Here is a 24799-nt window from a genome sequence, read left to right on the forward strand (position 1 = left end):
AGGCCCCGATGCGGATAGCGTCCAGGTCGTGCCGACGCCCGACGGGGATGCTGTTTGCGGATGCAGGTGCTTGCTTGGGTCATGCCGTCATTGGCCCTACAGTGCCGCGCAGGACCAAGACTGTGGGGACAGCCGCCAATGCCGAGGGGACGAAACGGTGAGGGCTGTGACGAACGGCAGGCTGTCTGTGATGAATGGAGCGGACCTGAAAGACCTTTGGCGCGGCGGTGGTCTGATTGTCATCGGCGCGGCGCTGGCCGTGATCATCAACACGCTGACGACACTGTGGGGTACGCCCGACGCCAAACGCTGGGAGCCTTTGGTCTGGGAGGCGTCCAGTCTGGTTGGTTTGGTCGCGGCCCTGTGGGTGCCATGGCTGGCCGCGGCCAAGGCCTCGGCGGACGAAGTGCTGGCGGCGGGATGGCGGCCCAAGGTGCATTTCGTCGTGGTGCATGTTGCGGGGCTGTTCGCCTATACCGCGCTGCACGTTGGCCTGTTCGTGCTGATGCGGAAGCTGGCCTATGGTGTAGCGGGGCAGGCCTATCAGCTGAGTGATGGATTCTGGTTCGAATTCCGCAAAGATCTGTTGTCCTACCTGCTGTTTCTGTCGGTGTTTTGGGCCGTGATGCATGTGCGTAGAAACGCCAAGGACGAGGTTCGGCCCGTCAGCTTCGACATCCGCGACGGGGCACGGATCATCCGTGTACCACTCAATGACATTCTGGCGGTGACAGCGGCGGGCAACTACGTCGAGTTCGTGCTGGCCGATGGTCGCAAGCCGCTGATGCGCGCGACCATGGCGGCCGTAGAGGCTCAGCTGGCTCCGGTCGGGTTTGTGCGCACGCACCGCTCGTGGCTGGTCAATCCCGAGCGGATGACAGGGCTGGAGCCGTCCGGTTCAGGCGATTGGACGCTATCGCTTGGCGCAATGGATGTGCCAGTGTCCCGTCGTTATCCGCAGGCGTTGGAACGTCTTCGGGCTTAACGCTGGAACGGATAGAAGTCGTCGCCGAGGTGAAGGATGGACGTAAGTTCGTCCAACGCGCCTCGCGTCTCTGCCAGTAGGGCCGGATCGGCCAAATCGGCAGGACGCAGTTCCTCCCGATACCAGCGCAGCGCCCAGATCGTCAGGCGGGCGTGCAACTCATCGCACATGCGCATGGCAGGGTTTGTCGCGGCCAGTTCGGCTTCGGTCAGCACGACACGCAGGCGCAGACAGGCAGGGCCGCCGCCATTGGCCATCGACTGGCGTACGTCCACATATTCGACGCGGCCAATCGGACCGTTGGACGCGGCGATCTTTTCGGCCACGGCATAACTGCGAGGGTTGTCGCGGGTTTCCGTCGGACAGATCAGCGTCAGGCGATCTTCACCCGGCACGCGAATCAACATGGAGTTGAACAGATAGCTGCTGATCGCGTCGGCCAGCGGCAGGTCGGCGGCAGAAACCTCAATGAATATCGGCTCGAAGCCCTTGGCGGCTGCGCGGATGGCGACCTTGGTGGCCTCGGTGTTTTCAAACGCCAGCTCGTGGAAGAACAGGGTATTCAACGCTCCCACACAGACCACGTCATTGTGGAAGGTACCGCCCGCAATCGCTGCGCGCCCCTGACGGGCCAGCACCACGCCGGATGCTCCGTGACGGCGCATGATGGCGTCGCAGGCCTCGCGGGTCTGACGAGCAGGGAAGGGGCCGTCCCACGCCTCGAATGCTTCGCGTCCCCAGACGAACAGGTTCACCCCTTGCTCGCCGTGGTCGGCGCACAGTCGGACGTGATTGGCCGCGCCCTCATCCGCCAGATGGCTTACCGGCGTCAGGGCGGGATGGACGGCGAACTTGCTGGCGTCAGGGAAGAGGGCGTTCAGCGCGGCTTGCGTCTGCTCGTGTTCCAAACTGCGGTGCAGGTTGGTGACGAGGTTGGCGGGCGTGAAGTGCACGCGGCCATCGGCGCTGTCGGCACTAGGGGTCACGGTCGCCGCATTGGCTGCCCACATAGGGGAGGCCGAACAGGCGGCGGCGGCAAAGGAGGGCGCGTCCTTCCATGCCTCTTCCAGCACCTGCGCGTCGGTGCCAGCGAACCCTAACGATCGCAGGAAGGGGATGTTCGGACGCTCGTGCGGGGGCAGGACAAACTGCGGCAGGCCGAGGTCTGCAAGCCGCTTCATCTTGTCGATCCCCTGCAGGACCGCCGCACGCGGAGACGAAGCCTCGCCCTTGTTCAGGCTGGACGCCAGATTGCCCGGCGACAGGCCCGCATAGGAGTGCGTCGGCCCGATCAGGCCATCGGCATTGGCTTCGACCGCGTGCGAGGACATTACATCAGGCCTTTGATTTCACTGGCAATGTTCTTCACGCCCTGAGCCTCGAAGCTGGCGATCGGATAGGCGCAGTAGTCGGCGGCGTAGTAGGCGCTGGGGCGGTGGTTGCCGCTGGCACCGAGGCCGCCGAAGGGCATGTCACCCGCTGCGCCGGTGGTCGGGCGGTTGAAGTTCACCACGCCTGCGCGGATGGTGGTGATGAAGCGATCCCACAGCGTGGCATCATCGCTGATCAGCCCAGCCGACAGGCCGTAGCGGGTGTTGTTGGCGGCCTCCAGGGCGTCGTCGAAACTGTCCACACGGATGACCGACAGGAACGGCGCGAAGATCTCTTCATCCGGCACGTTCACGCCCGTCACATCGATGATGGCGGGTTTGACGAAAGCATCCGCCAAGCCGTCAATCGGACCCGAGGCGCGGATGACCTTGGCTCCCAGGTCGATACGTTCCTGAAGATCAGACAGAGCCTTCTTGGCGGCGCGTGCCGAGATCAGCGGGCCGCCGTAAACCTCTTCATCGCCGTTCCATGCGCCGTACCGCAGGCGGTCCGACAGTGCTGCCACAGCCTCGACTACCGCGTCACCCTGCGGGCCGTTCGGCACGATCAGGCGACGGGCGCAGGAGCAACGCTGGCCCGAGGTGATGAAGGCGGACTGAACAACGTGAGTGGCCGCAGCCTCGGGATCGGACACGTCCCAGACGACCAGCGGGTTGTTGCCGCCCAGTTCCAGCGCGAGGATCACATGCGGATCATCGGCGAACTTCTTGCGGAAGTGGGCTCCCGCTGCGCCCGATCCGGTGAACATCAGGGCGTCGATCTTCTGGTCCAGCAGGGCCGCGCCGACGTCCTTGCCCCCCTGTACCAGATTGATCACGCCGTCCGGCACGCCCGCTTCCAGCAGGCATTGCACCATCAGTTCACCCGTCTTGGGGGCTTCTTCCGAAGGTTTGAACACCACCGTGTCGCCCGCCAGAAGTGCCGGCACGATGTGCCCGTTCGGCAGGTGGCCGGGGAAGTTGAAGGGGCCAAGCACTGCAGCGACGCCATGCGGGCGGTGGCGCAGGACGGCGCGTCCAAACGCGGTGTCGCTGCTGCGTTCGCCCGTGCGCTCGTCATAGGCGCGGATGGAGATGTCCACCTTGCCCTGCATGGAGCCGACCTCGCCTTGCGTCTCCCACAGGGCCTTGCCTGTCTCGCGGCTGATGGTCTCGGCGATCTCGGCGGCGCGTTCCTTCAGCTTAGCCTGATATGCCTTTAGGATGGCGACGCGCTCTTCGCGCGGGCGTAATGCCCAGTCGGCCATGACCGCGCGGGCCTTGGTGACGGCGTCTGCGACCTGTTGCGGCGTGCTCTCTGCGCCTTCCCAGACGACTTCGCCGGTGGTGGGGTCGATGGATTGGAACGTGGTCATTGCGGCAACTCAGACTTTAACGCGGACGGTATCGCCAGCCTTGACCTTCAGGGCGGCGGCGGCATCTGCAGTGATGGTGACGGTTTCGGGATGCAGGTCGGCCTTGACGCGCACGGCGCGGAACCTGGCCAGACTGTCGGTGGAAATCAGGGCGGGCAGGTCGGCCTGAATATCTTGACCGATCTGGACCTTCAGCGGACGGGCATCGCGCACGGTACGGATGTTGTCGCGGCCGCAAGCGACGGTGGGACCGGCATCGAAAATATCGACGAGGCCGTTGGGGCGGAAACCTTCGGACTCCAGCAGGGCCATGGCGGGCACGCCTTGGGGGTGGACCTTGCCGATCACCGCACGGGCGGGTTCCGGCAGCAGCTCGACATAGATGGGGTGGCGGGGGGCCAGATCGAGGATGAACTGTTTGTCGGTCGATCCGGTCATGCGGTCGGCGTCGTCAAAGTCCATCGGGAAGAATTTGTGTGCGACGTGATCCCAGAAGGGGCATGCCCCGTCCGGCGTGAAAACGCCGCGCAACTCCGCCAGCACATTCTCGGCAAACATATCAGGCTGTGTGCCCATCAGCATATAGCGCGACTGTGCCAGCAGGCGACCGGCACCGCCGCGACGGCGGTCGGCCTTGAGGAACAGCGAGCCAACTTCCGACCAGCCAGCGCATTCGTTCACCAGCACCAGCGTCTGATGGTTCATTTTAACACCCAGAGAGGGCGATTGGGTGATGTTGTTCACGAGGCGGAAGGAGAAGAAGGGACGCTTCAGACCCACGGTCGCTTTGACGCCGCCGATGCCGTCGACATCGCCTGTGTCGCCATCTTCAAGCATCAGGGTGTACCAGGCTTCTTCCCACGGCAGTTCGCCACTGAAGGACTGTTTGCTGGTCTCCAGACGCTCGCTCAGGACATCGGCATCTTCGGGTAGGCTGGTGAAACCCGGACCTGAGAGGATCGCCAGTTCCATCAAGTCGTCGAGGTCCGTCGGCATAGCGGGGCGAACAATAAGCATGGCTTACAGGGTCTCCAGACGAAGCTGTTTCAGCCGTTTCGCATCGATTTCACCAGACGCGATCTTGCTGAGAATAAGGGCAGACAGGCGGGCGCGCTCAAGGAAGCTGTCAGGCCACGCATATTCCTGATCGGAGTGGATATCGCCGCCGATGACGCCCAGCGTGTCGACATTGGGCAGCCCTGCGGCGTGCAGGTTGTTACCCTCGCAGACGCCGCCCGAGGGTTGCCAGCGGATAGACTGGCCTAGCAGGTCGCCCGCCGACTTCACCGCGTTGAATAGGGCGGTCTGGCTAGCATCGATCGGTTTGGGAGCGCGGGTCATCCCGCCATGCAGATGCAGCGAAATGCCGTCGAAGGGGGGCTCGGATGTGATCTCGGCAATGGCATCGACCACCCATGAAGCAGACTGGGCATCGGGCACGCGCACGTTGAAGCGCACCACGGCATTGTCGGCCACGACGTTCAGCGGTGATCCGCCGTCGATCTTGGAAACGTTGACCGTCACACCTTCGCGCTGGCCGTTCAGAGCGTGCAGGCGGGTGGCGATAATGGCGGCGGCGGCAATGGCATTCGCACCTTCGTGGAAGGCGCGGCCCGCGTGGGCGGCCTTGCCGTTGACGATCAGGTGGTAGTTGCCGCTGCCTTTGCGTTCACCCGCCAGTGTGCCATCGGGGAGGGAAGGCTCATACGTCAGGCCAATATGACCCTTGGCACCCAGTTCAGCCAGCAACGGTGCGGAGCCCGGCGAGCCGATCTCTTCATCCGGCGACAGCAGGGCCGTCCAGCCGACATTGTCTTTCAAGGGGTGGGCCTCGAATGCTTCGAGGGCACCTAGCATCACACTGATACCGCCCTTCATGTCGGCGATACCCGGGCCGTTCAGCGCGCCGTCGTCGCGGACGCTCAGTGTCTGGAACGGGCTGCTGGCGTCAAAGACCGTGTCATAGTGGCCGGTCAGAACCAGTTGAACAGGGGCGTCAGGACGGCATGAGATTTTCAGCGCAGGGGCATAGTGGTCGGTTGTTATCGAACCGTCCGATGCCACCGATGTCGATGTCGCCGTACCTACACGTTCGATCTTTGCGGGCAGGGGCGAAAAGGCGAGTTCCAGCGCATCAAGCACGCCAAGCAGGCCATCGGTGTGTCGACTGCCCGAGTTCACGTTAACCCACGCGATAGCCCGTTCGATCAACTCTCCGGCACGCGGTGCCAGAGCAGCAAGGACGCGTTCGTCGTTCGGATGCAGCTCCATATCCAGCAGCCTATAGGCCCGAAGAACAAAGGTGAAGGAGCGATGATTTATGGCGCGGCGGATGGGAATCCGTGCAGTGCAGCGATAGGTTTTACCTCTTGAAGGCCGGAGTCGCGCATGAACCGTCGTTTTGTATCCCCGTTCGCATCTCTCGAATCGCGCCAGCAGGCCGAGTCGATGCAGGCCTGTTCAGTGACAGGGTTCGTGCTGTGGGCTGTTACGCTGGGAGTATTGGCGACGGCGATACTGGCAGGGATGGGGTCCGAACCCGAAGCCTCGCGAGGGGCAGCGGCAGGGCTATGCATATTTATGGCGGTGGTGGCGGCGGCCGCTGGCTGGGTGCAGTGGCGCAAGCCTAACCGCATTTTGCCGTCCTTCGGCGTGGCTTGGTCTCTGTATGAACTGTCTTCGTTGATGGTGGGCCTAATGGTGGGAGCACCCATGGCCGCGGGCGGGCTATCGTCCGCCTTTGCATGGGGAACGGCGGCTGTATTGGTGGTGTGCGCCGCACTGCATATCGGCGCTCTGCGGGCGACCTTCTATCTGGCGCGCGCACAGTAGGGCTCGAGCCGACAGGCTCAGACTTATTGCAAAGCTTGATCGAGCGCTTTAACACCGCTGCTATTCGTGGCGGGGGAACTACAGTGAAATCAGCGGGTTTTGCCGTCTGGCGGGCGTTCCTCCATGCACCGTCCACGTATGCGCAAGCTCGGTTTATGGCCAGAGTGGCCTGCGCGGCTGTCGCAATCCGCGCAATCTACACAGTCTATGCCTTTCTTGCCCTGCGGCCTTCCGGTGAAGAGGTCATTGCCGAACTGAGACGGGTTAAAGGGCCGGTGACGCTTGATGAAGCGGCCATCGACCAGGTGATCTTCGAGCGTGTCGCGGACATATTCGTCTGGCTCAGCGGAGGGATGACCGTAGCGGTGGTGGGCCTCTGCGCCGGGCTGGGAATCTGGCAATGGCGTCGTCCGGGGACGGCGATGCCGCTGACGTGCTTGTGCATCATCGCCTTTACTGTCCTGGTAACTCTCTTCGGTATCCAGAACGAACACGTGAGGGCCGCAGCACTGGAGCCTCAGAACCTGATCCTGCTGATGATGAAGCCGGTGCTTGTCGTGATGCTGTTTGCCGCCTATCGCGGAGGACGTTTCTGCCAACTCTATCGGAAGGACACGCCGTGACCGTGACCGTGACCGTCTATCACAACCCGAAATGCTCCACGTCGCGCAAGGCGCTGGAACTGCTGCAGGAAAAAGGCATCACGCCGACCGTCGTTGAATATCTCAAGACGGGGTGGGATGCGGCTACTCTGGATCGTCTGGCCAAGTCGACGGGGAAAGGCTTTGCCGGCATGCTGCGTATGCGCGAGGACGAGGCCAAGCAGTTGGCGGCGGATGGGGCATCGGACGATGTGATCCGTGCGGCCATGATTGCCAATCCGGTGCTGGTTGAACGCCCTATCGTCGAGACAGCCAAGGGGGCGAGGATCGGTCGTCCGCTGGAGACGGTGCTCGAAATCCTCTGACAGCCAAAAGAAAGGCCGGGCGATCTGCCCGGCCTTTTTGTTTAGCCTCTAGTCTCGCTCGCGACGCCAGCGGATCGAGATGTTGGAGGTGTTGTCACCGCTGAAGGCAGAGGTGACAGCGATATTGCGCCGGACTTGCCACTCTACCCGTACCGTCGCACCGGCTTCGCCGCCGCCGATGATTTCGAGGTAGAGGTTTTTGCCCAGACGGCGTCCACCGGCGATGGTCATGTTGGACGCCTCGCCCCCGAAGGACAGTCGATCCAGACCGGCCAGTTCGCGCAAGTTGCCGATGATGTCGAGGCCGCCACCCCCTGCGAGCGATGCCACACCGGAGGCCAGTTGTGCAGCCTCAAGAGCCGACAACTGCGAGACCGAGCGCCCGAACAGGACCCGCGCAAGGATTTCATCCTGCGGCAGTTCCGGCTCTGAGGTCAGGGCAATCTTCGGGCTGGCTGCCGTGCCGGTCACCTTGATGATCGCGGTGATCGACGGGTCCTCGCGGGTTGCGGTCAGGTTCAGCAGTATCTTCGCCGGATCGGTCGACAGGGTGATGCTGCCATCGTCGTCGAAGGTGAAGCGCTTGCCGGCGAAGTCGTAGTCGCCACGTACCACATTGGCCGTGCCCGAGAGCTCGGGCGAGGCGAGCGTGCCGCGAATACGGGCATCGGTGCGCAACAGGAGATCCAGACCGCGACCGCGCACTTCGATCTCGTCCGCCGTCAGATTGACGTTCAGAGCAATCGGGGTGGATAGCAGCGGGGTTGCCTCCGAACGTGAGCGGGTGGCGACCGGACGGCGCACCGCGTTGCGGTCGGTGACCGGCGCGCGGATGATGCCGTTGGAGCCGGGCAGGTTGGGCGTGATCTCTGCCTTGTCCACGTTCAATGTGCCGCGCAGGGTGATAGCGCGGGCATAGCGTTCCACCTGCACCGTGCCACTGGTGTTCACAGTGGCCACGTCGTTTTCGACGAGACGGAAGTTCTTCAGACCCAGCGTCAGGTTACCCAACGAGGCATCGGCATTGCGGTTGCCGCCAAGACGGTTGTCGGTCACCAGATCGCAGGTGAAGGTCTCGTTGAAGGTATTGGGCAGGGCCGCACCACGGCGCTCGAACCACAAGGTACCAAAACCGCACAACTGGCCGTTACCATAGTCCTTGGCGCTGAGGCGGGACAGGCGGACGCCTTCCTGATTGAAGTCGGCGTTCAGGAACACGTCCTTCAGGCGCAGGCCGGTAGAGCCTTCGTTGAACTTGCCGTCGGTCAGCGCAACGTTGCCGACGATGGTCGGCGAACGCACGCGACCGCTCAGGGTGACGTTGGCGCGTAGATTGCCCTCCAGCTTGCGGTCGATACCGTCCACCAGATCCCACAGCGGTTTGATCTCGCCATTGATCTTCAGATCGCCGGACAGGTTGAGCGTTTCGTCGGTAACCAGCTTGGCCGGATTGGCTTGGTTGATCATCGGCAGGGTCAGGTTCAGCAGGGCGAGAGCCCCCTGATTGGCCTGATTGAGCGGATCGCAAATCCCGCCGCGGTTGCCGTAGGCGGCACAGGCGCGGATGTTCATCTCGCGGGCTTGCAGGTCCGCAATCAGACGACCGTCGACAAGGACGTTGTTCTGGTCCGCACGCACGCTTGCGCTACCGGCGTTGGAGAAGACCACGTCGGCACCCCCATCCAGTGACGGTGCGCCGGTGTTCGACAGATTGGCCGTGCCGGTAATCAAGCCCTGCAGGTCGCTGTTGAGCGAGTTGAGCGGTACATTTTGCAGGTTCAGTTTGGCATCCCAGCCCGTGCGGCCACGACCGAGCGGGCGCGGGTCCAGCGCCAGTGTGGCCGTGCCGTCGCCCAGCTGTGCCGCAACCAGTGCGCGATTGGTATCACCACGTCGCTCCACAAAGGTGCTGGGCAACAGCTGAGCGCGGATGCCGCGAAAAACCGCATTTCCGCTGCCTTCCAGACGGTGGCCGTCACTCAGGCGGCGGTAAACCAGCGGGCCCTGGAAGGAGATCGGGTTTTCGCCCGTCATAACCAGATTGGTATTGAGCGTCAGCGCCGACAGATTGCCCTGACCAACCACTTCGATGCGGCTGAAATGCATGTTGCTGCCACGCAAAATCAGATCGCGGGCGCGAAGCGACACATCCACGCTCTCGGGACCGGCATTGGCAGGCAGCTTAATATAGCCGCGAACCTCGCCACGCTGGATGAAGGCACCGGGACGACCGGTGACTTCAAGGTCGGCGGTGGACGGGATCAGGTCCGACAAGGTGATGAACCCCTTGGCGGTGATGCCGCCGGCGTTCACATCCACATCGCTGAGGGCAATGGTGTCCTTGCCCAGACGGAAGCGGGCCTGACCGCGCGCGGCCTGACCTCGGTTCATGCCTGTCAGGGTGACGAAGCCGTCCGACGACCCGTCGCCGACGTTGAATTCCAGTCCCATCTTGGCGGCGTTGAGGATCAACTGGCCGATGGCAACTTTCTCGAAGTCGGCGTTGAAGCGGGTGCGCGGCGTGTTCAGCTTGCCAACGATAAAGCCGTCGCCCGCCATATTGCCGTCAATGGCGACAGGACCGACGCCAAACGGGCCGCGTGCCTTCCAGTCCAACGCAAGATTGAGCTGGTCGCCTTTGAGCGTACCCTTCGCCGCAACATCGGCCTTCTCGCCAATGAGGCGGCTGCCTTCAGTGAGGTGGATCGTGCCGTTGGCGAGGCTGCCGTTCAGCTTCAGCTTGGGCGAGCGGCCCAGCAGACGGTCGACCTCTTCAATGCCGAAGAAGAAGTCGCGGCCGCCACCGTCAAAGTTCAGTCCCCATGCACCGCCGGAGCGGGGCATGCTGCCACGCAGCTTGCCGCCAAAACGACCGCGCGCACCGGGCTTGATGACGCCGATATTGTTGACGTCGAAGTCTGCGTTGAATGACAGACCGCCCATCAGGTTGCGACGGCCCGAACCCGTTAGATTGAGCGCCGAGCCTTTCAAATCAACGTCTTGCAGCAGGATGTTGCCGTCGTTGAGGCGCGAGGCCGTTAGGTTCAGACGAGGCGAGCTGCCCAGCAGTCCGCCGATGACGCCCTTGGTTGTGCCACCCGCTCCGGCGAGCTGGCCTTTGACCGTATAGGTCTGGTCTTTGGCTTCCAGTCCCAGCGGGCCGCTGAGCCGGCTCAGGCCATAGCCCGCCAGTTCGGCATTGCGCACATCCACCGAGCCGTTGAGGGCAAACTTTTTGGCGTCGCCGCTGAACACGCCCTCATAGGCGGCGGCGTCGCCGATCTTGGTGCCTGCCAGACGGGTCAGGGACGGGGTGCGAACCGTAAGCTTGATATTTTCGGCATAGGATCCGCCAGTGGTGCGAACATATCCCGAAGCCGTGGAAGTGATGTTCTCTGCCACCAGCTTCCATGCCATGCCCTGATAGCCCTCGCGCTTGCTGTCAGGCGCGGCGGCAAGGCCGATGCTGGCCGTGCGGCCAAAGCGCTGGATGAAGGGCTCCATCAGGTCGGAACCCGAGAAGTTCACATAGCCCGACATATAGGAGTTGGCCTCGGAGAAGTGGCCGTTGATGCGCAAGGGCGTGAACTCGCCGGTGGTCATCACCATGCGCACGTTGCGGCCATCCATCAGGCCGGTCGCCGAGAAAGGTTGGTCCGGCGAATAACCGAGGCTGCCAGCCAGAGGTCCGCCCTTGGCTTCCTGCGCCTGCAGGTTCAGGCGGATATCTTCGGGTTTGTCGCTCAGTACGGCCTGAACTTTGAGGAAGTCACCCGGCCGGCTGAGGCTGAGGGCATCGACCTTGATGTCTTTGTTGCCGGTTCGCGGCAGACCCGCGCTGCCGGACAGCCGCCATTTGCCGTATTCCTTGGAGAAGTCCTCCATCAGTTCGACGTCAGCGGCGAATTTGTCGATGTCGATGGACAGCGCCTGCGGGCCGGAGGGCTCTAGGCTTGGTTCGAGTTCAGGACGGCGGATTAGGTGGATCGACTTGGCCGTGATTTCATCGGCATGGAAGCGTTTGACCAGAAGCGACCAATAGTTCCAGTCCACGTGAACGTCACGGGCTTCCAGCCACACGCCATCCTTGTCCGTTACTGTGACGCGCTGGATCGTGAAGTCGTCAAAGATATCGCCGCGAACGCCTTCGACATTGATCGCGCCATAGCGACCGATCTTCTTGCCGGCGACAAAGCTGGTGATCAGTTCGCGCCCCGCGTCAGACACCAGATAATAGCGGCCGCCGACCAGGGCGATGACCCCGATGCCGACGAGGGCACCCATGCCAATGCCGGTGAACACGGCCACCGTGCGGATCAAGGAACGCTTGCGCTTGGCCTTTTCGCGAGGCGAGGGTGTCGCCGCGTCGCTTGCGGAGTCAGGCGTTTCGGATTCGGGCGTGTCCGGCGGCAGATCGGTCAAAACGATTGGCCAATGCTGATGTAGAGTTGGAAGCTGGAGTCGCCCTCACGCTTGTTGAGCGGGAAGGCCACATCGGCCCGAACCGGACCGAACGGTAGTTTGTAACGCACACCGACGCCTGCGCCATAGCGCATATTGCCGAGGTTGGGGGCTTCGTCCGGGCCTGTGGCACCGCCGTCGATAAATCCGACGGCTTGCCAGCTTTCGCCGATGTTATGGCGCACTTCGAGAGAAGTTTCGAACAGGCTGACGCCCCCGCGGGGCGTGTTGTCCGGCAGGCGGGGGTTGATGCTCTGATAGGAGTAGCCGCGAACCGAGCCGCCACCACCCGAGTAGAACAGGCGGTCCGACGGCACATTCAGCTCGTTACCGCCGACAATGCTGCCAAGCTTGAGCCGACCGGCCAGAATGGTGCGACGGGCGCTGCCAATCGGGTAGTAGGCGGAGCCCTCGGCATGTCCGCGCAGGAAGTAGACGTTGTCCTCGCCCGCCACGATGGTCGGTTGCAGCGAACCGGAAACACGCCAACCCTCTGTCGGGTCCAGCAGGTCATCGGACCGGTCCAGCAGCGCCGATGTGCGCAGGGTCAGAATTGCGAGATTGCGGTCCATAGCAATCGCGTGCTCATCAATGGGGTCGTATCGCAGTTCCTGATAGCGACCGGCATCAAGCCCGATCCCGTACGAGAACCACGAGTTCGGCCCCCAACGCTGGTTCAGGTCGGCCCCAAAGGTCACGGCCTGACGCTGATAGGCGTCGGTATCTTCATTTACCAGCCATCCGCTGAGGCGCAGGGTGCGGTTCACCCGGCGGAAGTGCGGCAGGCTGTATTCGGCACCCAGGCGGCTGTCGATCGAGCCCCAGTGTCCGCCATAGGTCAGGGTCTCTGCGCGTCCGCTGCGGTTCAGGCGATTACGATACACACCCGCGCTAAAGCCGTCGTCGGTGGCATAGGTAGCGCGAGCGTCGATCTGGTCACGGCTCTTGTCCACCAGACTGACCGAGATCGGGACTGTAACCTCGGTCGCGGTGCGGACTTCGGGAGAGTTACCGTTGGGCAGGCTGACATCGACCGAGGCGTAGACGCCTGTATCGACCAGACGGCGCTCCATCTCTGCGAGAGCCTCCGGCGAGTAGATGTCGCCGTCCTTCCACGGTATCAGGCGTTCGACGAATTCCTTGCGCGTGCGGGTAGGCACGCGCGCGTTCTCGTTGGCGCGGTCGCCCGGGCGACGGCGACTGATGATGTCGCCGCGAATGTTGCGCTCCAGCCTGACCAGTGGGCCGGGGTCCAGATGGAACTCGGGACGCATCTGGTGATCGACAACGATATCGGCGTCGGGAGTATCCAGCGTCGCGCGTTCGCCCGTAGTGCGCGACAACGAAACATCTTCGATCTCCAGCAGACGAGGGTCGGCGGCGGCGTAGGCGAAGCCGTTGTTCTTGAGGACCACAACACCGCGCGCTTCGGCCGCCAGTACCGGCTCGAGGCGGGCAGGGGTGCCATCCTCTAGCTTTACGGCGTCGCGGGTTTTGGCGACGATATCGATCTCGGGGTGAACAGGGGCGGCGCCGAGGCGGACATAGGGAATGTCACCCGAAGCTTCGGCCATGCCCTCCGGAATGCGCACCTCGCCATCATCGTCGGTATCGAGAGAACTGTCTTCGGGCGCGACAGACTGACGACCGCCAGCGGCGTCGGGCGTGGCTTGAATGGCGGCTGTGGATGCCGAAGGCACGGTAGCCACGTCACGCGGCACACCGTCGGTCCACACCAGTTTTTGTTCGCGAATGACGAACTGGGGGCCGGGGTCGACCAGAACAATGGCGCGATTTTCCTCCACCGCCGTGGTCACTACTGGGCGGTAGTAGCCTTCGGTATTCAGGATAGCGACGGCCAGTTCCTGCGCGGAGCGCGCGCGGCGGCGCGCTTCGAGTTCGGACTGGGGGGCGTTGTCAATTTCGCCCACGGCCCGCTCCAGCTTGGATTGCAGGCCGTCGGGGAAGGTCACGCCCTCGGCGGGACGGACGTCGGCTCGGGGAACATCGGCGTGGGCGAGGGATGTGAACCCCATGAGAGCGCTCACCGCGCCGCCACAAAGAAGAAGCCCGATTTTCAAAGCCAAACCCCGTTTCTTAAGCCGAAAAGCCGCGAGGGGATCGCGGCGTCAGATCGTCAAAGTATGACGGGGGCGCATAGCACCCCCGACTGTCATCAATAGAAGAGGGTTTCGCTTTCCGGCTGAACCGACTCTTGGGAGGACTTCGGCTCCACCGGTACCGATTCAACCGGAGCAGCGTCGGTGGCCGGAGCCGGAACTTCGGCCGCTGCAGGCGCAGCCTGTTCGGCAGCTGCCGGAGTAGCCTCTTGGATTTCCTCGACTTCCGTTACGACCGGCTCGGAAGGCTGCTGCGGGTTATCGCACGCGGCCAGAGACAGGCTTGCCACAACGGCGAGGGCAGCGGGGATCGAAAGGAGTTTCATGCGCATGTTCATTTTTGACTCTTGAAGAACCGAAACGCGGGCTGAGGGGAGGGGGTTCCAGACTTAACCCACGCGGTTTGTGCAGACTTTGCCATGAATGGATTATGAAGTGATGACAGCCAACGGCACAACTTGCGGTGTGCCTGTTGATGAGGTGCGTTTGCTAGCGTCCACGATGGTGAGTCGAGAATCACGGCCCGCCGGTTCGATTCTAATGCGCCTAAAAACAAAGACTTCTGTTATCTGTTGTCCGTAACAGCTGAAAATCGGGTCTGATTTCTGCTCGAGCGCTAAAAAACGCATGGAAAACACGTTTTTTGTCGACGGCGGGCATAGAGGCCCTTGACCAACGAGGCGGAATACAACAGAAAGCCGCCTCACACGGAGCGGTCGCCGCGGTTCTCCACGGATCGGCAGCTAAGTGGTTGTTTTTACAGTGTGCGCCCCTAGCTCAGTTGGTTAGAGCATCTGACTTTTAATCAGAGGGTCCTCGGTTCGAGCCCGAGGGGGCGTACCACTGTAAACAGCCCGACTTCTTCCCCACATTACGATCCTTGCACTGCGCTCTTGTCGTTGATCGACAATGATTTTCGCAATGTCGACCCGAACGGGAACGAACCTTGGCAGGACGGGTTATCCCGCCATGAAAACTTCGAAAATCGCTATTCTCGCAATCGCAGGTCTTTCACTCTCGGCTTGTGCCACGACGGGTGCGACCTCTTCGGCCACGCGCGGCGTTGACCAAGTCAACGCGGGCCTCGGGAGTGCGCTTCAGGCACCGCTGGAAGATTTGAACCTTGTCCGTCAGGAAATCCCTGCCGTTCTGAACGAGGCCGCTGCAGCACCGTATAGCGTTTCGGGCATGGGCCGCTGTGCCGCTATCGCAGCCGAGATCGCGCGTCTAGACGAAGCGTTGGGTCCCGATCTGGATGTCGTCCAGCAGGCCGAGGAGACGGCTGTTGGCGATCAGGCCGCCGACGCTGCGGCGGACGCTACCCTGGACGCGGTACGCGATACGGTAACGGACTTCATTCCGGCGCGTTCGTGGGTACGCCGACTTACCGGCGCACATCGCCACAGCGAACAGGTCAAGGCTGCTGTGCGCGCGGGCCTGCAACGCCGCGCCTTCCTGAAGGGAATCGGGCAGCAAAAGAACTGCGCCCCGCCGGCGGCTCCGGCCGGATTTACCCGCCGATAACGAAAAAAGGGAGCCGGTTGGCTCCCTTTCTTTATTCTCTCACGCCTTGAGGTGGCGGGCGCGGAAGTCCTTGCGGAACTGTTCAAACTCGCCCTTTTCGATGGCCTCGCGCATGGCTGCGGTCAGGGCCTGGAAGAAGGCGATGTTGTGCCAGCTCAGCAGAATCTTGCCGAGGATTTCGTCGGCGCGGATCAGGTGGTGGATATAGGCGCGGCTATAGTCCTGCGAGGCAGGGCAGGGGACCATCGGGTCCAGCGGGCTTTCATCCTCGGCAAAGCGGGCGTTCTTGATGTTGACGGGGCCATCCCACGTCCATGCCTGACCGTGACGACCCGCGCGGGTCGGTAGCACGCAGTCGAACATGTCCACGCCGCGATAGACGGCCTCGACCAGATCAATCGGCTTGCCCACGCCCATTAGGTAACGGGGGCGCTCCTTCGGCAGAAACTCCGGCGCATAGTCCAAGACTTCACACATGGCCTCATGGCCTTCACCGACAGCGAGGCCGCCGATGGCATAGCCGTCAAAGCCGATTTCCTGCAGCCGCTCCGAGCTTTCCTTGCGCAGGTTCTCATAGGTCGAACCCTGTTGGATGCCGAACAGGGCCTGAGTGTCACGGGTGCCGAAGGCGTTCTTGGAGCGCACAGCCCAGCGGGCCGACAGTTCCATACCCTTACGGGCGCGCTTTTCGTCGGCCGGGTAGGCGACGCACTCATCCAGTTGCATCACGATATCGGAGCCCAGACGATCGGCCTGAATCTCGATCGAGCGTTCCGGCGTCAGGACGTGTTTGGAGCCGTCGATGTGGCTGGAGAAGGTCACAGCCTCTTCGGTCAGCTTGGAAATGCCCGACAGGGACATGACCTGAAAGCCGCCGGAGTCCGTTAGGATTGGCTTGTCCCAGCGCATGAACTTATGCAGGCCACCCAGACGCTCCATGCGCTCTGGCCCCGGACGCAGCATGAGGTGGTAGGTGTTGCCGAGGATGATGTCGGCGCCCGTTTGCTTCACCTGATCGACCGTCATGGCCTTGACCGTCGCGGCAGTGCCAACCGGCATGAAGGCAGGCGTGCGGATGTCACCGCGTGCGGTTTTCAGGACGCCGGTACGGGCGCGGCCATCGGTGGCCTTGATATCAAACGGGAAGGTCAAAGTGTTCTTACGCGGTTAGAGCAGGCGCTGAAGCTGTTCGGCGCGTTGCAGGTCCTTGGGGCGGCCAAACAGTTTGCAGGTTTCGATCTGCTCGGCGACGGAGGGGATATAGATGCGTCCGCCGTCGACCGCCACAGGGATACGACTATTGAAGGTCATCATGGTCCATTCGCCGCCGTTGCGGACTTCCATCTCGGCCATGACCTCGACGGGAACGGGCGTGGTCAGGATTTGGCCGAACACGCGCGAACGGAACATGCCTTCACCCGGATCGGGTGACACTTCGCCATACAGGCCCTCAATCAGTGTCTTGGCGTCCCGCGGGCTGCACAACACATCGACGTCCGGCACATGCCATTCCGTCAGCCCGCTGAGCGCCATCGCCGCCCCGCCAAACACCCACCAAGGATCGCGCAGCTCCGTGGCCGCCGAGGCCAGAATGTCGAGAGCGGCAGAGAGATCTTCGGGCAGGGTGTCGTAGTACGTAGGCATAAGACTTCTATAGTCCGCGAAGGTCAGCGAACGAAAGATCGCTGCTACCCGCAGACACAAAAAAGCGACGGCCGTGGCCGCCGCTCAATGTGATTGACCTTGGTATCAGCCGTATTTCTGCGCAAACGCCTGATCACTCATCGTGACGTAGATAATGGCTTCGATGAAGGCGATTAACGACGGGATGAAGGTCCAGCAGAAGAGCAGATAGATAATTCCCCAGCCGACGCGACCGAGATAGAATTTGTGAGCTCCAATACCGCCAAGAAGCAAAGCGAGCACTACGGCCATAACTTTGCTCTTTTGACCGGTCGCCCCGGCGACAATCTGCGGAGCGCCGCACTTAGGGCACTGGAAGGCGTCCTTGTGAAGAACAGTAGCGCAGCCACTGCAGTATTTTTGGCCGCCCATAATGGCATCAGTCATTTGATTTTCCCCGACTCATATTGTCTGGAGAGAAGTGTAACGCTGATATTCTTAACTGCGACCAAATACCGCAAAGCTTCCTTCAATTAGTGGGCTTTGAACAACAGGCTCCCGTCGCCATACGAATAGAAGCGGTACTCGTTTTCAATGGCGTGCTTATAGGCCGCGTGCATGGTCTCGAACCCTGCAAAGGCGCTGACCAGCATGAACAGGGTCGACTTCGGCAGGTGGAAGTTGGTCATCAGCACGTCGACCGCGCGGAACTTATAGCCCGGCGTGATGAAGATGGCGGTATCGTCGTGGAACGGACGGATGATGCCGTCCTCGCCGGTCGCGCTTTCCAGCAGACGCAGCGAAGTGGTGCCGACGCAGACGATGCGGCCTCCCTTGGCGTGCACTTCGTTCAGGGCATCGGCGGTTTCTTGCGAAACCGTGCCCCATTCGGAGTGCATCTTGTGATCCTTGGTGTCGTCAGCCTTCACCGGCAGGAATGTACCGGCACCAACGTGCAGGGTCACGGCATGGGTAGAGACACCGCGCTCCTTCAAAGCCGCGAGCAGTTCAGGCGTGAAATGCAGGCCCGCCGTCGGGGCGGCGACAGAACCGTCATGCTCGGCATAGACGGTCTGATAGTCCTTCTGGTCCTGATCGTCCTCGGGGCGCTTGGCCGCGATATAGGGCGGCAGGGGCATGACACCGACGTTGCGGATGGCATCGTCCAGCGCAGGGCCAGCCAGATCGAACTTCAGCGTGACAAGGCCGTCGTCGCCCTTGGCCTCGATGGTGGCGTCAACGCTGCCCATCTCGCAGGCGCGGTCGGTATCGGTGCCGAAACGCACGCGGTCACCGACTTTCAGCCGCTTGCCCGGTTTCATGAAGGCCGACCAGACATCCGGCGCATCGCGGTGGTGCAGGGTGGCCTCGACCTCGACCGTCAGCGTCTCGCCTTCGGGACCGACACGCTCGCGGATGCCGCTCATGCGGGCAGGGATGACGCGGGTGTCGTTGAACACCAGCGCATCGCCGGGCTGAAGCAAGTCCGGAAGATCGCGGACGATGCGATCCTCTAGCTGGTCATCCTTGACCACCAGAAAACGGGCGCTGTCACGCGGGGAGACGGGCCGCAGGGCAATGCGGTCCTCGGGCAGGTCGAAATCGAAGTCGGAAGTTTTCACAGGGCGGGGTGAACACCTGACCGCGCGGGCGGTCAAGTGCTGCCTTTATCGACCGTAGCGCGAAAGGTTCAGATCGCCCGTCTCGATGGCCGGTGTCTTGCCTGAAATGAGGTCGGTGACGACGGCCGCCGAGCCGCACGACATGGTCCAGCCCAGCGTGCCGTGTCCGGTGTTCAGCCACAGGTTGGAATAGCGGCTGGCCCCGACGATTGGCGTACCGTCCGGCGTGTTAGGGCGAAGGCCACACCAGAACTCTGCAGTCTCCAGATCTCCGGCACCGGGGAAGAGGCTGCCAACCGAATAGTTCAGCGTCGCACGGCGTCGAGCGACCAATTCCTTGTTGAAGCCGTTCAGTTCAGCCATGCCACCGGCGCGGATGCGGGTACCCAGCCGCGTGATGGCTATCTTGTAGCTCTCGTCCATCACGGTCGAAACGGGCGCGCGCGCATCGTCAACGATGTTGGCGGTGATCGAGTAGCCCTTCACCGGATACACCGGCAGTTTCAGATCCAGGTCCTTGACCATCTGCGGCGACCAGGAGCCCAACGCCAGCACATAGGCATCGGCCTTCAGGGCCTCCTTGTCGGTCACCACGCTGACGATCTTGTCTCCTTCGCGGTTGATCGACTTGACCGTCTCGTTCCAGCGGAACTTTACGCCAGCAGCTTCGGCCATCTTGGCAAGGGTTTGGGTGAAGATACGGCAGTCGCCCGTCTCGTCACCCGGAAGGCGCAGAGCGCCTACATACGGCACATCCGAGAAAGCCAATCCAGGCTCCGCACGTCGGCAACCATCGGCGTCCAACAGCTCATACGGGACACCCTCGGACTGAAGTACCGAGACGTCCTTGTGCGCGTCCTTAAGCTGCTTCTCGGTACGAAACAGTTGCAGCGTGCCTTGCTGGCGACCGTCGTACTGTATGCCGGTCTGTTTGCGCAGCAGGTCCAGTTCATCGCGGGCGTACTCGGCGAGGCGGACCATGCGGCCCTTGTTCACCGCATAGCGGGCAGGGGTGCAGTTACGCAGCATCTGTAGCGTCCAGCGGATCATCGCCGGATCAAAACGGGTATGCAGGATAAGCGGCGCGTGGCGCATCATCAGCCACTTCACTGCCTTGGTCGGAATGTTGGGAGCCGCCCACGGTGCCGAATAGCCTGGGGAAATCTGGCCAGCGTTGGCGTAGCTGGTTTCCAGCGCCGCGCCGGACAACCGGTCGACAACGGTCACCTCGTGACCGGCCTGGTTCAGGTACCACGCTGTCGTGGTGCCGATAACGCCTGCCCCTAGAACCAGAACACGCATGTTTCACGCTCGCCTTGTGCGGCCCTATCGGCCTGACGTTGCGAAAGCTACGCGCAGATATCAGGATTTTCCTGTCTTATTGCGCAATGTTCTGTGAATATGCGAAGCCAAACGCAACATTATTCAAGCTACACGGTGGTAAATTGTGCTGACCATTGACGAGGTGGATCGCCGTATCGTCCAGAGGCTTCGGGTAGATGGTCGCATCAGCAATGCAGACCTTGCTGATACTGTTGGACTTTCTGCCTCGGCATGCCTGCGTCGGGTTCGCCAGTTGGAGCAGCGCGGGGTTATTCGCGGATACACTGCTCTACTGGGTGCCGAGGAAGAGGAGGGGTTGGTAGCCTTCGTGCAGATTTCTTTGGAAAAACAGACCGATGAATATATGCGGCGGTTCGAGGAAGCCGTGCGCCACTATCCCGAAATCCGCGATTGCTACCTGATGGCGGGGGCGTCGGACTATGTGGTGCGCGCGGTTGCGCCGACGATGGCGGCCTATGAAGTGCTGCACAAGGACGTGCTGTCGCGTCTGCCGGGGGTGTCGCGCATCCACTCCAGTCTGGCCATCCGCAATGTGCTCAAGGCGCGATAGATCGCCAAAAACCGCCGGTGTGGGCATAAGTCTTCGTTGACCCCACGCGCGTGAGGCGGCAAACCCGCCCGATGCTTCAGAACCTTGAAACCCTGTCCCGTGAGGCCCGTTCGTGGCCGTTTGAGCAAGCCCGTAATCTTCTGGCGCACGTGCTCAAAAAACGGCTGTCGGACGCCGACCGCGCTGTTGCGCAGTCCCTGATCGATGCTGGCAAGGCGGACGAGGCTCTCAAACAGTTTGAAGGCCTTGGCCGTCCAGTCATTCTGGAGACCGGCTACGGCCCGTCGGGCCTGCCGCACATGGGTACGTTCGGCGAAGTCGCCCGCACCACCATGGTGCGCAATGCGTTCCGTGCGCTGACCGGGGACCACTGGGAAACCAAGCTGATCGCCTTCTCGGACGATATGGACGGCTTCCGCAAGGTGCCGGAAGGTATCCCGAACCCGGAGATGCTGCGCGAAGACCTGCACCTGCCGCTGACCAAGGTGCGCGACCCGTTCGGCACCCACGACAGCTTCGGTGCCCACAACAACGCGCGTCTGCGCGCCTTCCTCGACAGCTTCGGCTTCGACTACGAGTTTATGTCGTCGAGCGAGACCTATAAGTCGGGCCGTTTCGACCAGACTCTGCTGCTGATGCTCGAGCGTTACGACGCGATCATGGGCATCATGCTGCCGACGCTGGGCGAAGAGCGCCGCGCGACCTATTCGCCGTTCCTGCCGATCAGCCCGATCACCGGCCACGTTCTGCAAGTCCCGACGCTCGAGCGCAACTTCGAGAAGGGCACAATTGTGTTCGACGACCCTGCGGGCGGTCGCACCGAGGTGCCGGTCACCGGAGGCCATGTGAAGCTGCAATGGAAGCCGGACTGGGCCATGCGCTGGACCGCGCTGGACGTCGACTACGAAATGGCCGGTAAGGACCTGATCGAGTCGGTTCGCGAAAGCGGCAAGATCTGTCGTGCACTGGACGGCTCGCCGCCGGTGGGCTTCAACTACGAACTCTTCCTCGACGTCGAGGGCAAGAAGATCTCCAAGTCGAAGGGCAATGGCCTGACGATGGAAGAGTGGCTGCGCTACGGCCCGCCGGAATCGCTGAGCTGGTACATGTTCCAGTCGCCCAAGTCGGCCAAGAGCCTGCACTTCGGCGTGATCCCGCGCGCGACCGACGACTGGATGTCCTTCGTCGAGCAGTACAAGACTCAAGAGCCGAACAAGCAGATCGATAATGCGGTCTGGTCGATCCACGGCGGCAACCCGCCGGAGACGACGTCGCCGGTCAGCTTCTCGCTGATGATGAACCTTGTCGGCGTGGCGAATGCGTCGAGCAAGGAGCAGCTCTGGGCGTATTTCGCCAAGTATCTGCCGGAAGCGACGCCGGAAAACGAGCCGCTGCTCGACCGTCTGATGGACTATGCGCTGAACTACTACGAGGACTTCGTGAAGCCCACGAAGGTCTATCGCGCACCGACCGAGATGGAAAAGGCGGCTCTGCTGGACCTCGCCGGTCGTTTGAAGGCATTGCCGCAAGACACTACGGACGGCGAAGTCATCCAGAACGAAGTCTATGCTGTCGGTAAGGAGCATGGCTTCGAACCGCTACGCGCATGGTTCGGCGCTCTATACGAAGTGCTGCTAGGTGCATCGCAAGGCCCGCGCTTTGGTTCGTTCGCGGCCATCTATGGCCTGCCGCAATCGATCGAATTGATCGAGAAGGGTGCCAACGGCGAACTGGCTGCCTGATCGGTCGATCAGTTTTGAACATAAGGCCGCTTTCCCTCGGGAGAGCGGCCTTTTTTCTGCGCATGAACCAATCCTGACAGAGTTTGTCGGGGAGCCTTCAGACGGTCTGGCGCATTGTGTCTGCATCGACCAACTCGATGACAGGAGAGAGCCATGTCGAAGATTTTCAAGGCCGGTTTGGCCACCGCTTCACTGATCGCTGCACTGGGTGCAACGGCTGTCCCGATGACCGCTAACGCGCAAGCGAACGGCATCACCAACTGCGACGCCCCTGGCGGCCGTCAGCAGGCCGGTGCCGCTATTGGGGCCGTCTTGGGCGGTCTGGCCGGTAGTCAGGTTTCGCGTAATGAGCGTGCGTTGGGTGCCGTCGTTGGCGCTGGTGCGGGTGCAGCTGCTGGTTCGTATATCGGCTGTAACCAGCAACGTGCGCGCGCTGGCCAGCAAGGTGGGCAGGATATGTATCGTGCCTCGTCCAACCTGAACATCCGCTCGGGTCCGGGTACTAACTATCGCACCACGGGCCGACTGTCGGCCGGTCAGCCCTTCACGGCAATCGGTTCGCAAGGCGAGTGGGTGCAGATTGCTGGCGGTGGCTGGGTCAACGCCCGTTACGTGACCCAGTAATGAGCCACTCCTTAGTAAGCGTTTGAGCCGTCTCCATAACGGGGGCGGCTCGTTTGCTATCTGCAGCTACTGGCTGACCCAAACGATACGCGCCATCCACTGGATGTCTGCGCGCAGGAGCGTGCGCGGCGGATAGGCAGTATTCAGGGAGATGAGTTGGACATGCCGCGACGTCGTCGGCCCGAGTTCTTTGGCCAGCGTCTCGCCTGAAAGGGTTCGCACCGCGACCCTGTCGCCAGATCGCACACGCGTATCCAGCAGATCGACAATCACCTTGTCACCGGGGCGATACAACGGGTGCATGGAATCCCCGTCGATCTCCAGACTAAAGAGCCCTTCACGTAGCGAGGGGAGAGCTGTCCGTTCCCACCCCTCGGCAAGCGGCAGCCCATCGTCCGAGAAAAAGCCCGTCTCGCCAGCCTTGGCCAAGCCCAGCAATGGTAGGCTTTGGTCTTTGGCGTCGTCAGCCATGGCGGCAAACTCGGCCAGTGACGTGTCGCTGGCTGTGAGGACGCGCATCACACTTTCGGTCGAGGGCCATCGCGGCCTTGGCGGGTCACCCGGACCAAAGCGTTTAGAGGGGTTGAAGCTGGTCGGGTCCAGTCCGGCGCGTCGAGCCAATGCGGAAGGAGAAATGCCTTCCCGTTTGGCGAGAGCGTCCAAGCCTTTCCAGATCTTGGCGTGGGTGAGTGGCATTTGAACTTCCCGGGGGAAGTGCAAAATAGGTTAGGACGTTAGGAATATCTACCTAGTTCGTCAGAGGTGCTGTTGATTGCGACCCGCTCCTGCCAAGCGGTGACGCCGCCCCATACCAATGCAATGATAATTCCAAGCGATGAGCAGTTCACGACTGTCGAATAGGCCGACAGCGTAGGGGCAAAATTGATCAGAACCAGAAACTGGCAGGTCATGATTAAGAGCTGCAACGCTGCGGCCCATACCGGCCACGCGCTGTCGGATTTCCAGATCAGAGCTCCGAACGTGAACAGCAGAACGACATCGAGCACCCAGATCGCGATTGTTGCGTGGATCGCAAAGCCGTATTGCACGCGTAGGAATGTAGAGAGGAGCCAGCAGAGCAGATAGACTACCGCTCCAGTGCGCTCTTTAGCGCCCCCTAAAACCAACGCAAGGACACATCCGGCCAGCATCAAGGCCGCACCAATCCATCCGGCGATCGAAGTGAACAAAAAAGCCCCCAATCGAAATACTCGATGGGGGCTTTTTCACATTTTATTCCCTAACAAATAGTGCCGCTAGGGATTTTAACGAATTTTCCGGTGTTTAACTCACTGCGCGAAGCATGCCCTTGGTCGGACGGATCGGCGTGTCGTCCCATTCCAGCGGCTTATCGACCGGACCGGCTGCATAGACACCCCAGCCCATGCGGCGGTGGTCTTTTTGCATTTCAGCGTGGCATTCGACGATGGCTTCACGCGCAGCCGACAGCGCGGCGATGGTGGCCATTGCCTTCGATTGCGAGGCGGTGCCGGCAACCGGAGAAATCGAGAGTTGGTTACGGCCGGCGATCATGGCCTGAACCATGGCTGCGGCGTGGGCGATAGCCGCATCAACCGACTGTTCGGTTGCGTACAGCTCGCTCGAGATGCTGGTGACGACTTCGGTGCGGTCCATGTGTGTTCCCCATAAAACGCCGAT

At 61.9% G+C, this 24799-nt stretch carries 23 protein-coding genes and 1 tRNA gene; 9 read left to right on the plus strand and 15 right to left on the minus strand.

Annotated features, from left to right (window positions below):
• Positions 1-166 precede the first annotated feature (166 nt).
• On the plus strand, positions 167-985 hold the full coding sequence (locus OB03_RS09100; RefSeq protein WP_461343919.1) for a LytTR family DNA-binding domain-containing protein: 819 nt from the start codon (positions 167-169) through the stop codon (positions 983-985).
• On the opposite strand, the gene astB is transcribed toward OB03_RS09100, so the two are convergent.
• From astB to OB03_RS09120, 4 genes are read right to left on the minus strand one after another with little or no spacing between them, the layout of a single operon-like run.
• Positions 982-2316 (minus strand): N-succinylarginine dihydrolase, encoded by a 1335-nt coding sequence (gene astB, locus OB03_RS09105; RefSeq protein ID WP_461343920.1) that lies wholly within the window; start codon positions 2314-2316, stop codon positions 982-984. The two genes, OB03_RS09100 and astB, sit on opposite strands and share 4 nt — an antisense overlap.
• Positions 2316-3731 (minus strand): succinylglutamate-semialdehyde dehydrogenase, encoded by a 1416-nt coding sequence (gene astD, locus OB03_RS09110; protein WP_461343921.1) that lies wholly within the window; start codon positions 3729-3731, stop codon positions 2316-2318. Before astD ends, astB begins: the two co-directional genes overlap by 1 nt.
• Positions 3732-3740: 9 nt before the next feature.
• Positions 3741-4748: an arginine N-succinyltransferase gene (locus tag OB03_RS09115; protein WP_461343922.1), complete on the minus strand. Its 1008-nt coding sequence runs from the start codon at positions 4746-4748 to the stop codon at positions 3741-3743.
• A gap of 3 nt (positions 4749-4751) precedes the next feature.
• On the minus strand, positions 4752-6002 hold the full coding sequence (locus tag OB03_RS09120; RefSeq protein WP_461343923.1) for a hydrolase: 1251 nt from the start codon (positions 6000-6002) through the stop codon (positions 4752-4754).
• A 117-nt stretch (positions 6003-6119) separates the two neighbouring features.
• Here OB03_RS09120 and OB03_RS09125 point away from each other — a divergent pair, with 117 nt between their 5' ends.
• The 3 genes from OB03_RS09125 to arsC all read left to right on the plus strand — a co-directional run bounded on the left by OB03_RS09125 (position 6120) and on the right by arsC (position 7530).
• Positions 6120-6563 carry a hypothetical protein gene (locus tag OB03_RS09125; protein WP_461343924.1) on the plus strand — a complete coding sequence of 148 codons (444 nt, stop codon included), beginning with the start codon at positions 6120-6122 and terminating at the stop codon, positions 6561-6563.
• 155 nt (positions 6564-6718) lie between these two features.
• On the plus strand, positions 6719-7186 hold the full coding sequence (locus tag OB03_RS09130) for a hypothetical protein (RefSeq protein ID WP_461343925.1): 468 nt from the start codon (positions 6719-6721) through the stop codon (positions 7184-7186).
• Positions 7183-7530 carry an arsenate reductase (glutaredoxin) gene (gene arsC, locus OB03_RS09135; RefSeq protein ID WP_461343926.1) on the plus strand — a complete coding sequence of 116 codons (348 nt, stop codon included), beginning with the start codon at positions 7183-7185 and terminating at the stop codon, positions 7528-7530. Before OB03_RS09130 ends, arsC begins: the two co-directional genes overlap by 4 nt.
• A gap of 48 nt (positions 7531-7578) precedes the next feature.
• On the opposite strand, the gene OB03_RS09140 is transcribed toward arsC, so the two are convergent.
• The 3 genes from OB03_RS09140 to OB03_RS09150 all read right to left on the minus strand — a co-directional run bounded on the left by OB03_RS09140 (position 7579) and on the right by OB03_RS09150 (position 14437).
• Positions 7579-11952, minus strand: coding sequence for a translocation/assembly module TamB domain-containing protein (locus tag OB03_RS09140; RefSeq protein WP_461343927.1), 4374 nt, complete (start codon positions 11950-11952; stop codon positions 7579-7581).
• Positions 11949-14027, minus strand: a complete 2079-nt coding sequence (locus tag OB03_RS09145; RefSeq protein ID WP_461343928.1) for an autotransporter assembly complex protein TamA — start codon at positions 14025-14027, stop codon at positions 11949-11951. The genes OB03_RS09140 and OB03_RS09145 overlap by 4 nt, the downstream gene beginning before the upstream one ends.
• 140 nt (positions 14028-14167) lie before the next feature.
• Positions 14168-14437 carry a hypothetical protein gene (locus OB03_RS09150; RefSeq protein WP_461343929.1) on the minus strand — a complete coding sequence of 90 codons (270 nt, stop codon included), beginning with the start codon at positions 14435-14437 and terminating at the stop codon, positions 14168-14170.
• 440 nt (positions 14438-14877) lie between these two features.
• Between OB03_RS09150 and OB03_RS09155 the strand changes: the two genes are divergently transcribed.
• Together OB03_RS09155 and OB03_RS09160 are read left to right on the plus strand one after the other, a co-directional pair.
• Positions 14878-14954 (plus strand) — tRNA-Lys (locus OB03_RS09155).
• 126 nt (positions 14955-15080) lie between these two features.
• Positions 15081-15635 carry a hypothetical protein gene (locus OB03_RS09160; RefSeq protein ID WP_461343930.1) on the plus strand — a complete coding sequence of 185 codons (555 nt, stop codon included), beginning with the start codon at positions 15081-15083 and terminating at the stop codon, positions 15633-15635.
• Between the two features lie 39 nt (positions 15636-15674).
• On the opposite strand, the gene tgt is transcribed toward OB03_RS09160, so the two are convergent.
• The 5 genes from tgt to OB03_RS09185 all read right to left on the minus strand — a co-directional run bounded on the left by tgt (position 15675) and on the right by OB03_RS09185 (position 20182).
• Complete coding sequence (gene tgt / locus OB03_RS09165; RefSeq protein WP_461343931.1) at positions 15675-16787, minus strand: tRNA guanosine(34) transglycosylase Tgt; 1113 nt, start codon at positions 16785-16787, stop codon at positions 15675-15677.
• Between the two features lie 15 nt (positions 16788-16802).
• Positions 16803-17279, minus strand: coding sequence for a hypothetical protein (locus OB03_RS09170; RefSeq protein ID WP_242913169.1), 477 nt, complete (start codon positions 17277-17279; stop codon positions 16803-16805).
• Between the two features lie 105 nt (positions 17280-17384).
• Positions 17385-17705 (minus strand): TM2 domain-containing protein, encoded by a 321-nt coding sequence (locus OB03_RS09175; protein WP_242913170.1) that lies wholly within the window; start codon positions 17703-17705, stop codon positions 17385-17387.
• Positions 17706-17791: 86 nt separating this feature from the next.
• Positions 17792-18880: a tRNA preQ1(34) S-adenosylmethionine ribosyltransferase-isomerase QueA gene (queA, locus tag OB03_RS09180; RefSeq protein ID WP_461343932.1), complete on the minus strand. Its 1089-nt coding sequence runs from the start codon at positions 18878-18880 to the stop codon at positions 17792-17794.
• Positions 18881-18925: 45 nt separating this feature from the next.
• On the minus strand, positions 18926-20182 hold the full coding sequence (locus tag OB03_RS09185; protein WP_461343933.1) for a D-amino acid dehydrogenase: 1257 nt from the start codon (positions 20180-20182) through the stop codon (positions 18926-18928).
• A gap of 145 nt (positions 20183-20327) precedes the next feature.
• On the opposite strand from OB03_RS09185, the gene OB03_RS09190 reads away from it, so the two are divergent.
• From OB03_RS09190 to OB03_RS09200, 3 genes are all read left to right on the plus strand, one after another.
• The gene (locus tag OB03_RS09190) at positions 20328-20774 is read left to right on the plus strand and encodes an Lrp/AsnC family transcriptional regulator (protein ID WP_461343934.1); all 447 of its coding nucleotides are present in this window, start codon (positions 20328-20330) and stop codon (positions 20772-20774) included.
• Positions 20775-20845: 71 nt separating this feature from the next.
• Complete coding sequence (locus tag OB03_RS09195) at positions 20846-22516, plus strand: lysine--tRNA ligase (RefSeq protein ID WP_461343935.1); 1671 nt, start codon at positions 20846-20848, stop codon at positions 22514-22516.
• A 153-nt stretch (positions 22517-22669) separates the two neighbouring features.
• On the plus strand, positions 22670-23140 hold the full coding sequence (locus OB03_RS09200; protein WP_242913175.1) for an SH3 domain-containing protein: 471 nt from the start codon (positions 22670-22672) through the stop codon (positions 23138-23140).
• Between the two features lie 66 nt (positions 23141-23206).
• Here OB03_RS09200 and OB03_RS09205 read toward each other — a convergent pair whose 3' ends face one another.
• The 3 genes from OB03_RS09205 to OB03_RS09215 all read right to left on the minus strand — a co-directional run bounded on the left by OB03_RS09205 (position 23207) and on the right by OB03_RS09215 (position 24775).
• Entirely contained in the window at positions 23207-23836 is a 630-nt protein-coding gene (locus OB03_RS09205; protein WP_461343936.1) for a S24 family peptidase, read from the minus strand.
• A 38-nt stretch (positions 23837-23874) separates the two neighbouring features.
• Entirely contained in the window at positions 23875-24330 is a 456-nt protein-coding gene (locus tag OB03_RS09210) for a hypothetical protein (protein ID WP_242913177.1), read from the minus strand.
• Positions 24331-24424: 94 nt separating this feature from the next.
• Positions 24425-24775 (minus strand): hypothetical protein, encoded by a 351-nt coding sequence (locus tag OB03_RS09215; RefSeq protein ID WP_242913178.1) that lies wholly within the window; start codon positions 24773-24775, stop codon positions 24425-24427.
• Positions 24776-24799: the final 24 nt, after the last annotated feature.

Source organism: Brevundimonas sp. GN22, assembly GCF_054824005.1.

Bases quoted from the DNA above. Each gene is read 5' to 3' on its own strand.
- astD (WP_461343921.1), bottom strand. From the start codon at position 3,731: ATGACCACGTTCCAATCCATCGACCCCACCACCGGCGAAGTCGTCTGG.
- OB03_RS09205 (WP_461343936.1), bottom strand. From the start codon at position 23,836: ATGCCACTCACCCACGCCAAGATCTGGAAAGGCTTGGACGCTCTCGCC.
- OB03_RS09185 (WP_461343933.1), bottom strand. From the start codon at position 20,182: ATGCGTGTTCTGGTTCTAGGGGCAGGCGTTATCGGCACCACGACAGCG.
- OB03_RS09200 (WP_242913175.1), top strand. From the start codon at position 22,670: ATGTCGAAGATTTTCAAGGCCGGTTTGGCCACCGCTTCACTGATCGCT.
- OB03_RS09215 (WP_242913178.1), bottom strand. From the start codon at position 24,775: ATGGACCGCACCGAAGTCGTCACCAGCATCTCGAGCGAGCTGTACGCA.
- OB03_RS09145 (WP_461343928.1), bottom strand. From the start codon at position 14,027: ATGGGGTTCACATCCCTCGCCCACGCCGATGTTCCCCGAGCCGACGTC.
- OB03_RS09170 (WP_242913169.1), bottom strand. From the start codon at position 17,279: ATGCCTACGTACTACGACACCCTGCCCGAAGATCTCTCTGCCGCTCTC.
- OB03_RS09130 (WP_461343925.1), top strand. From the start codon at position 6,719: ATGGCCAGAGTGGCCTGCGCGGCTGTCGCAATCCGCGCAATCTACACA.
- OB03_RS09175 (WP_242913170.1), bottom strand. From the start codon at position 17,705: ATGACTGATGCCATTATGGGCGGCCAAAAATACTGCAGTGGCTGCGCT.
- OB03_RS09125 (WP_461343924.1), top strand. From the start codon at position 6,120: ATGAACCGTCGTTTTGTATCCCCGTTCGCATCTCTCGAATCGCGCCAG.
- OB03_RS09195 (WP_461343935.1), top strand. From the start codon at position 20,846: ATGCTTCAGAACCTTGAAACCCTGTCCCGTGAGGCCCGTTCGTGGCCG.
- OB03_RS09120 (WP_461343923.1), bottom strand. From the start codon at position 6,002: ATGGAGCTGCATCCGAACGACGAACGCGTCCTTGCTGCTCTGGCACCG.
- OB03_RS09115 (WP_461343922.1), bottom strand. From the start codon at position 4,748: ATGCTTATTGTTCGCCCCGCTATGCCGACGGACCTCGACGACTTGATG.
- astB (WP_461343920.1), bottom strand. From the start codon at position 2,316: ATGTCCTCGCACGCGGTCGAAGCCAATGCCGATGGCCTGATCGGGCCG.
- OB03_RS09160 (WP_461343930.1), top strand. From the start codon at position 15,081: ATGAAAACTTCGAAAATCGCTATTCTCGCAATCGCAGGTCTTTCACTC.
- OB03_RS09150 (WP_461343929.1), bottom strand. From the start codon at position 14,437: ATGAAACTCCTTTCGATCCCCGCTGCCCTCGCCGTTGTGGCAAGCCTG.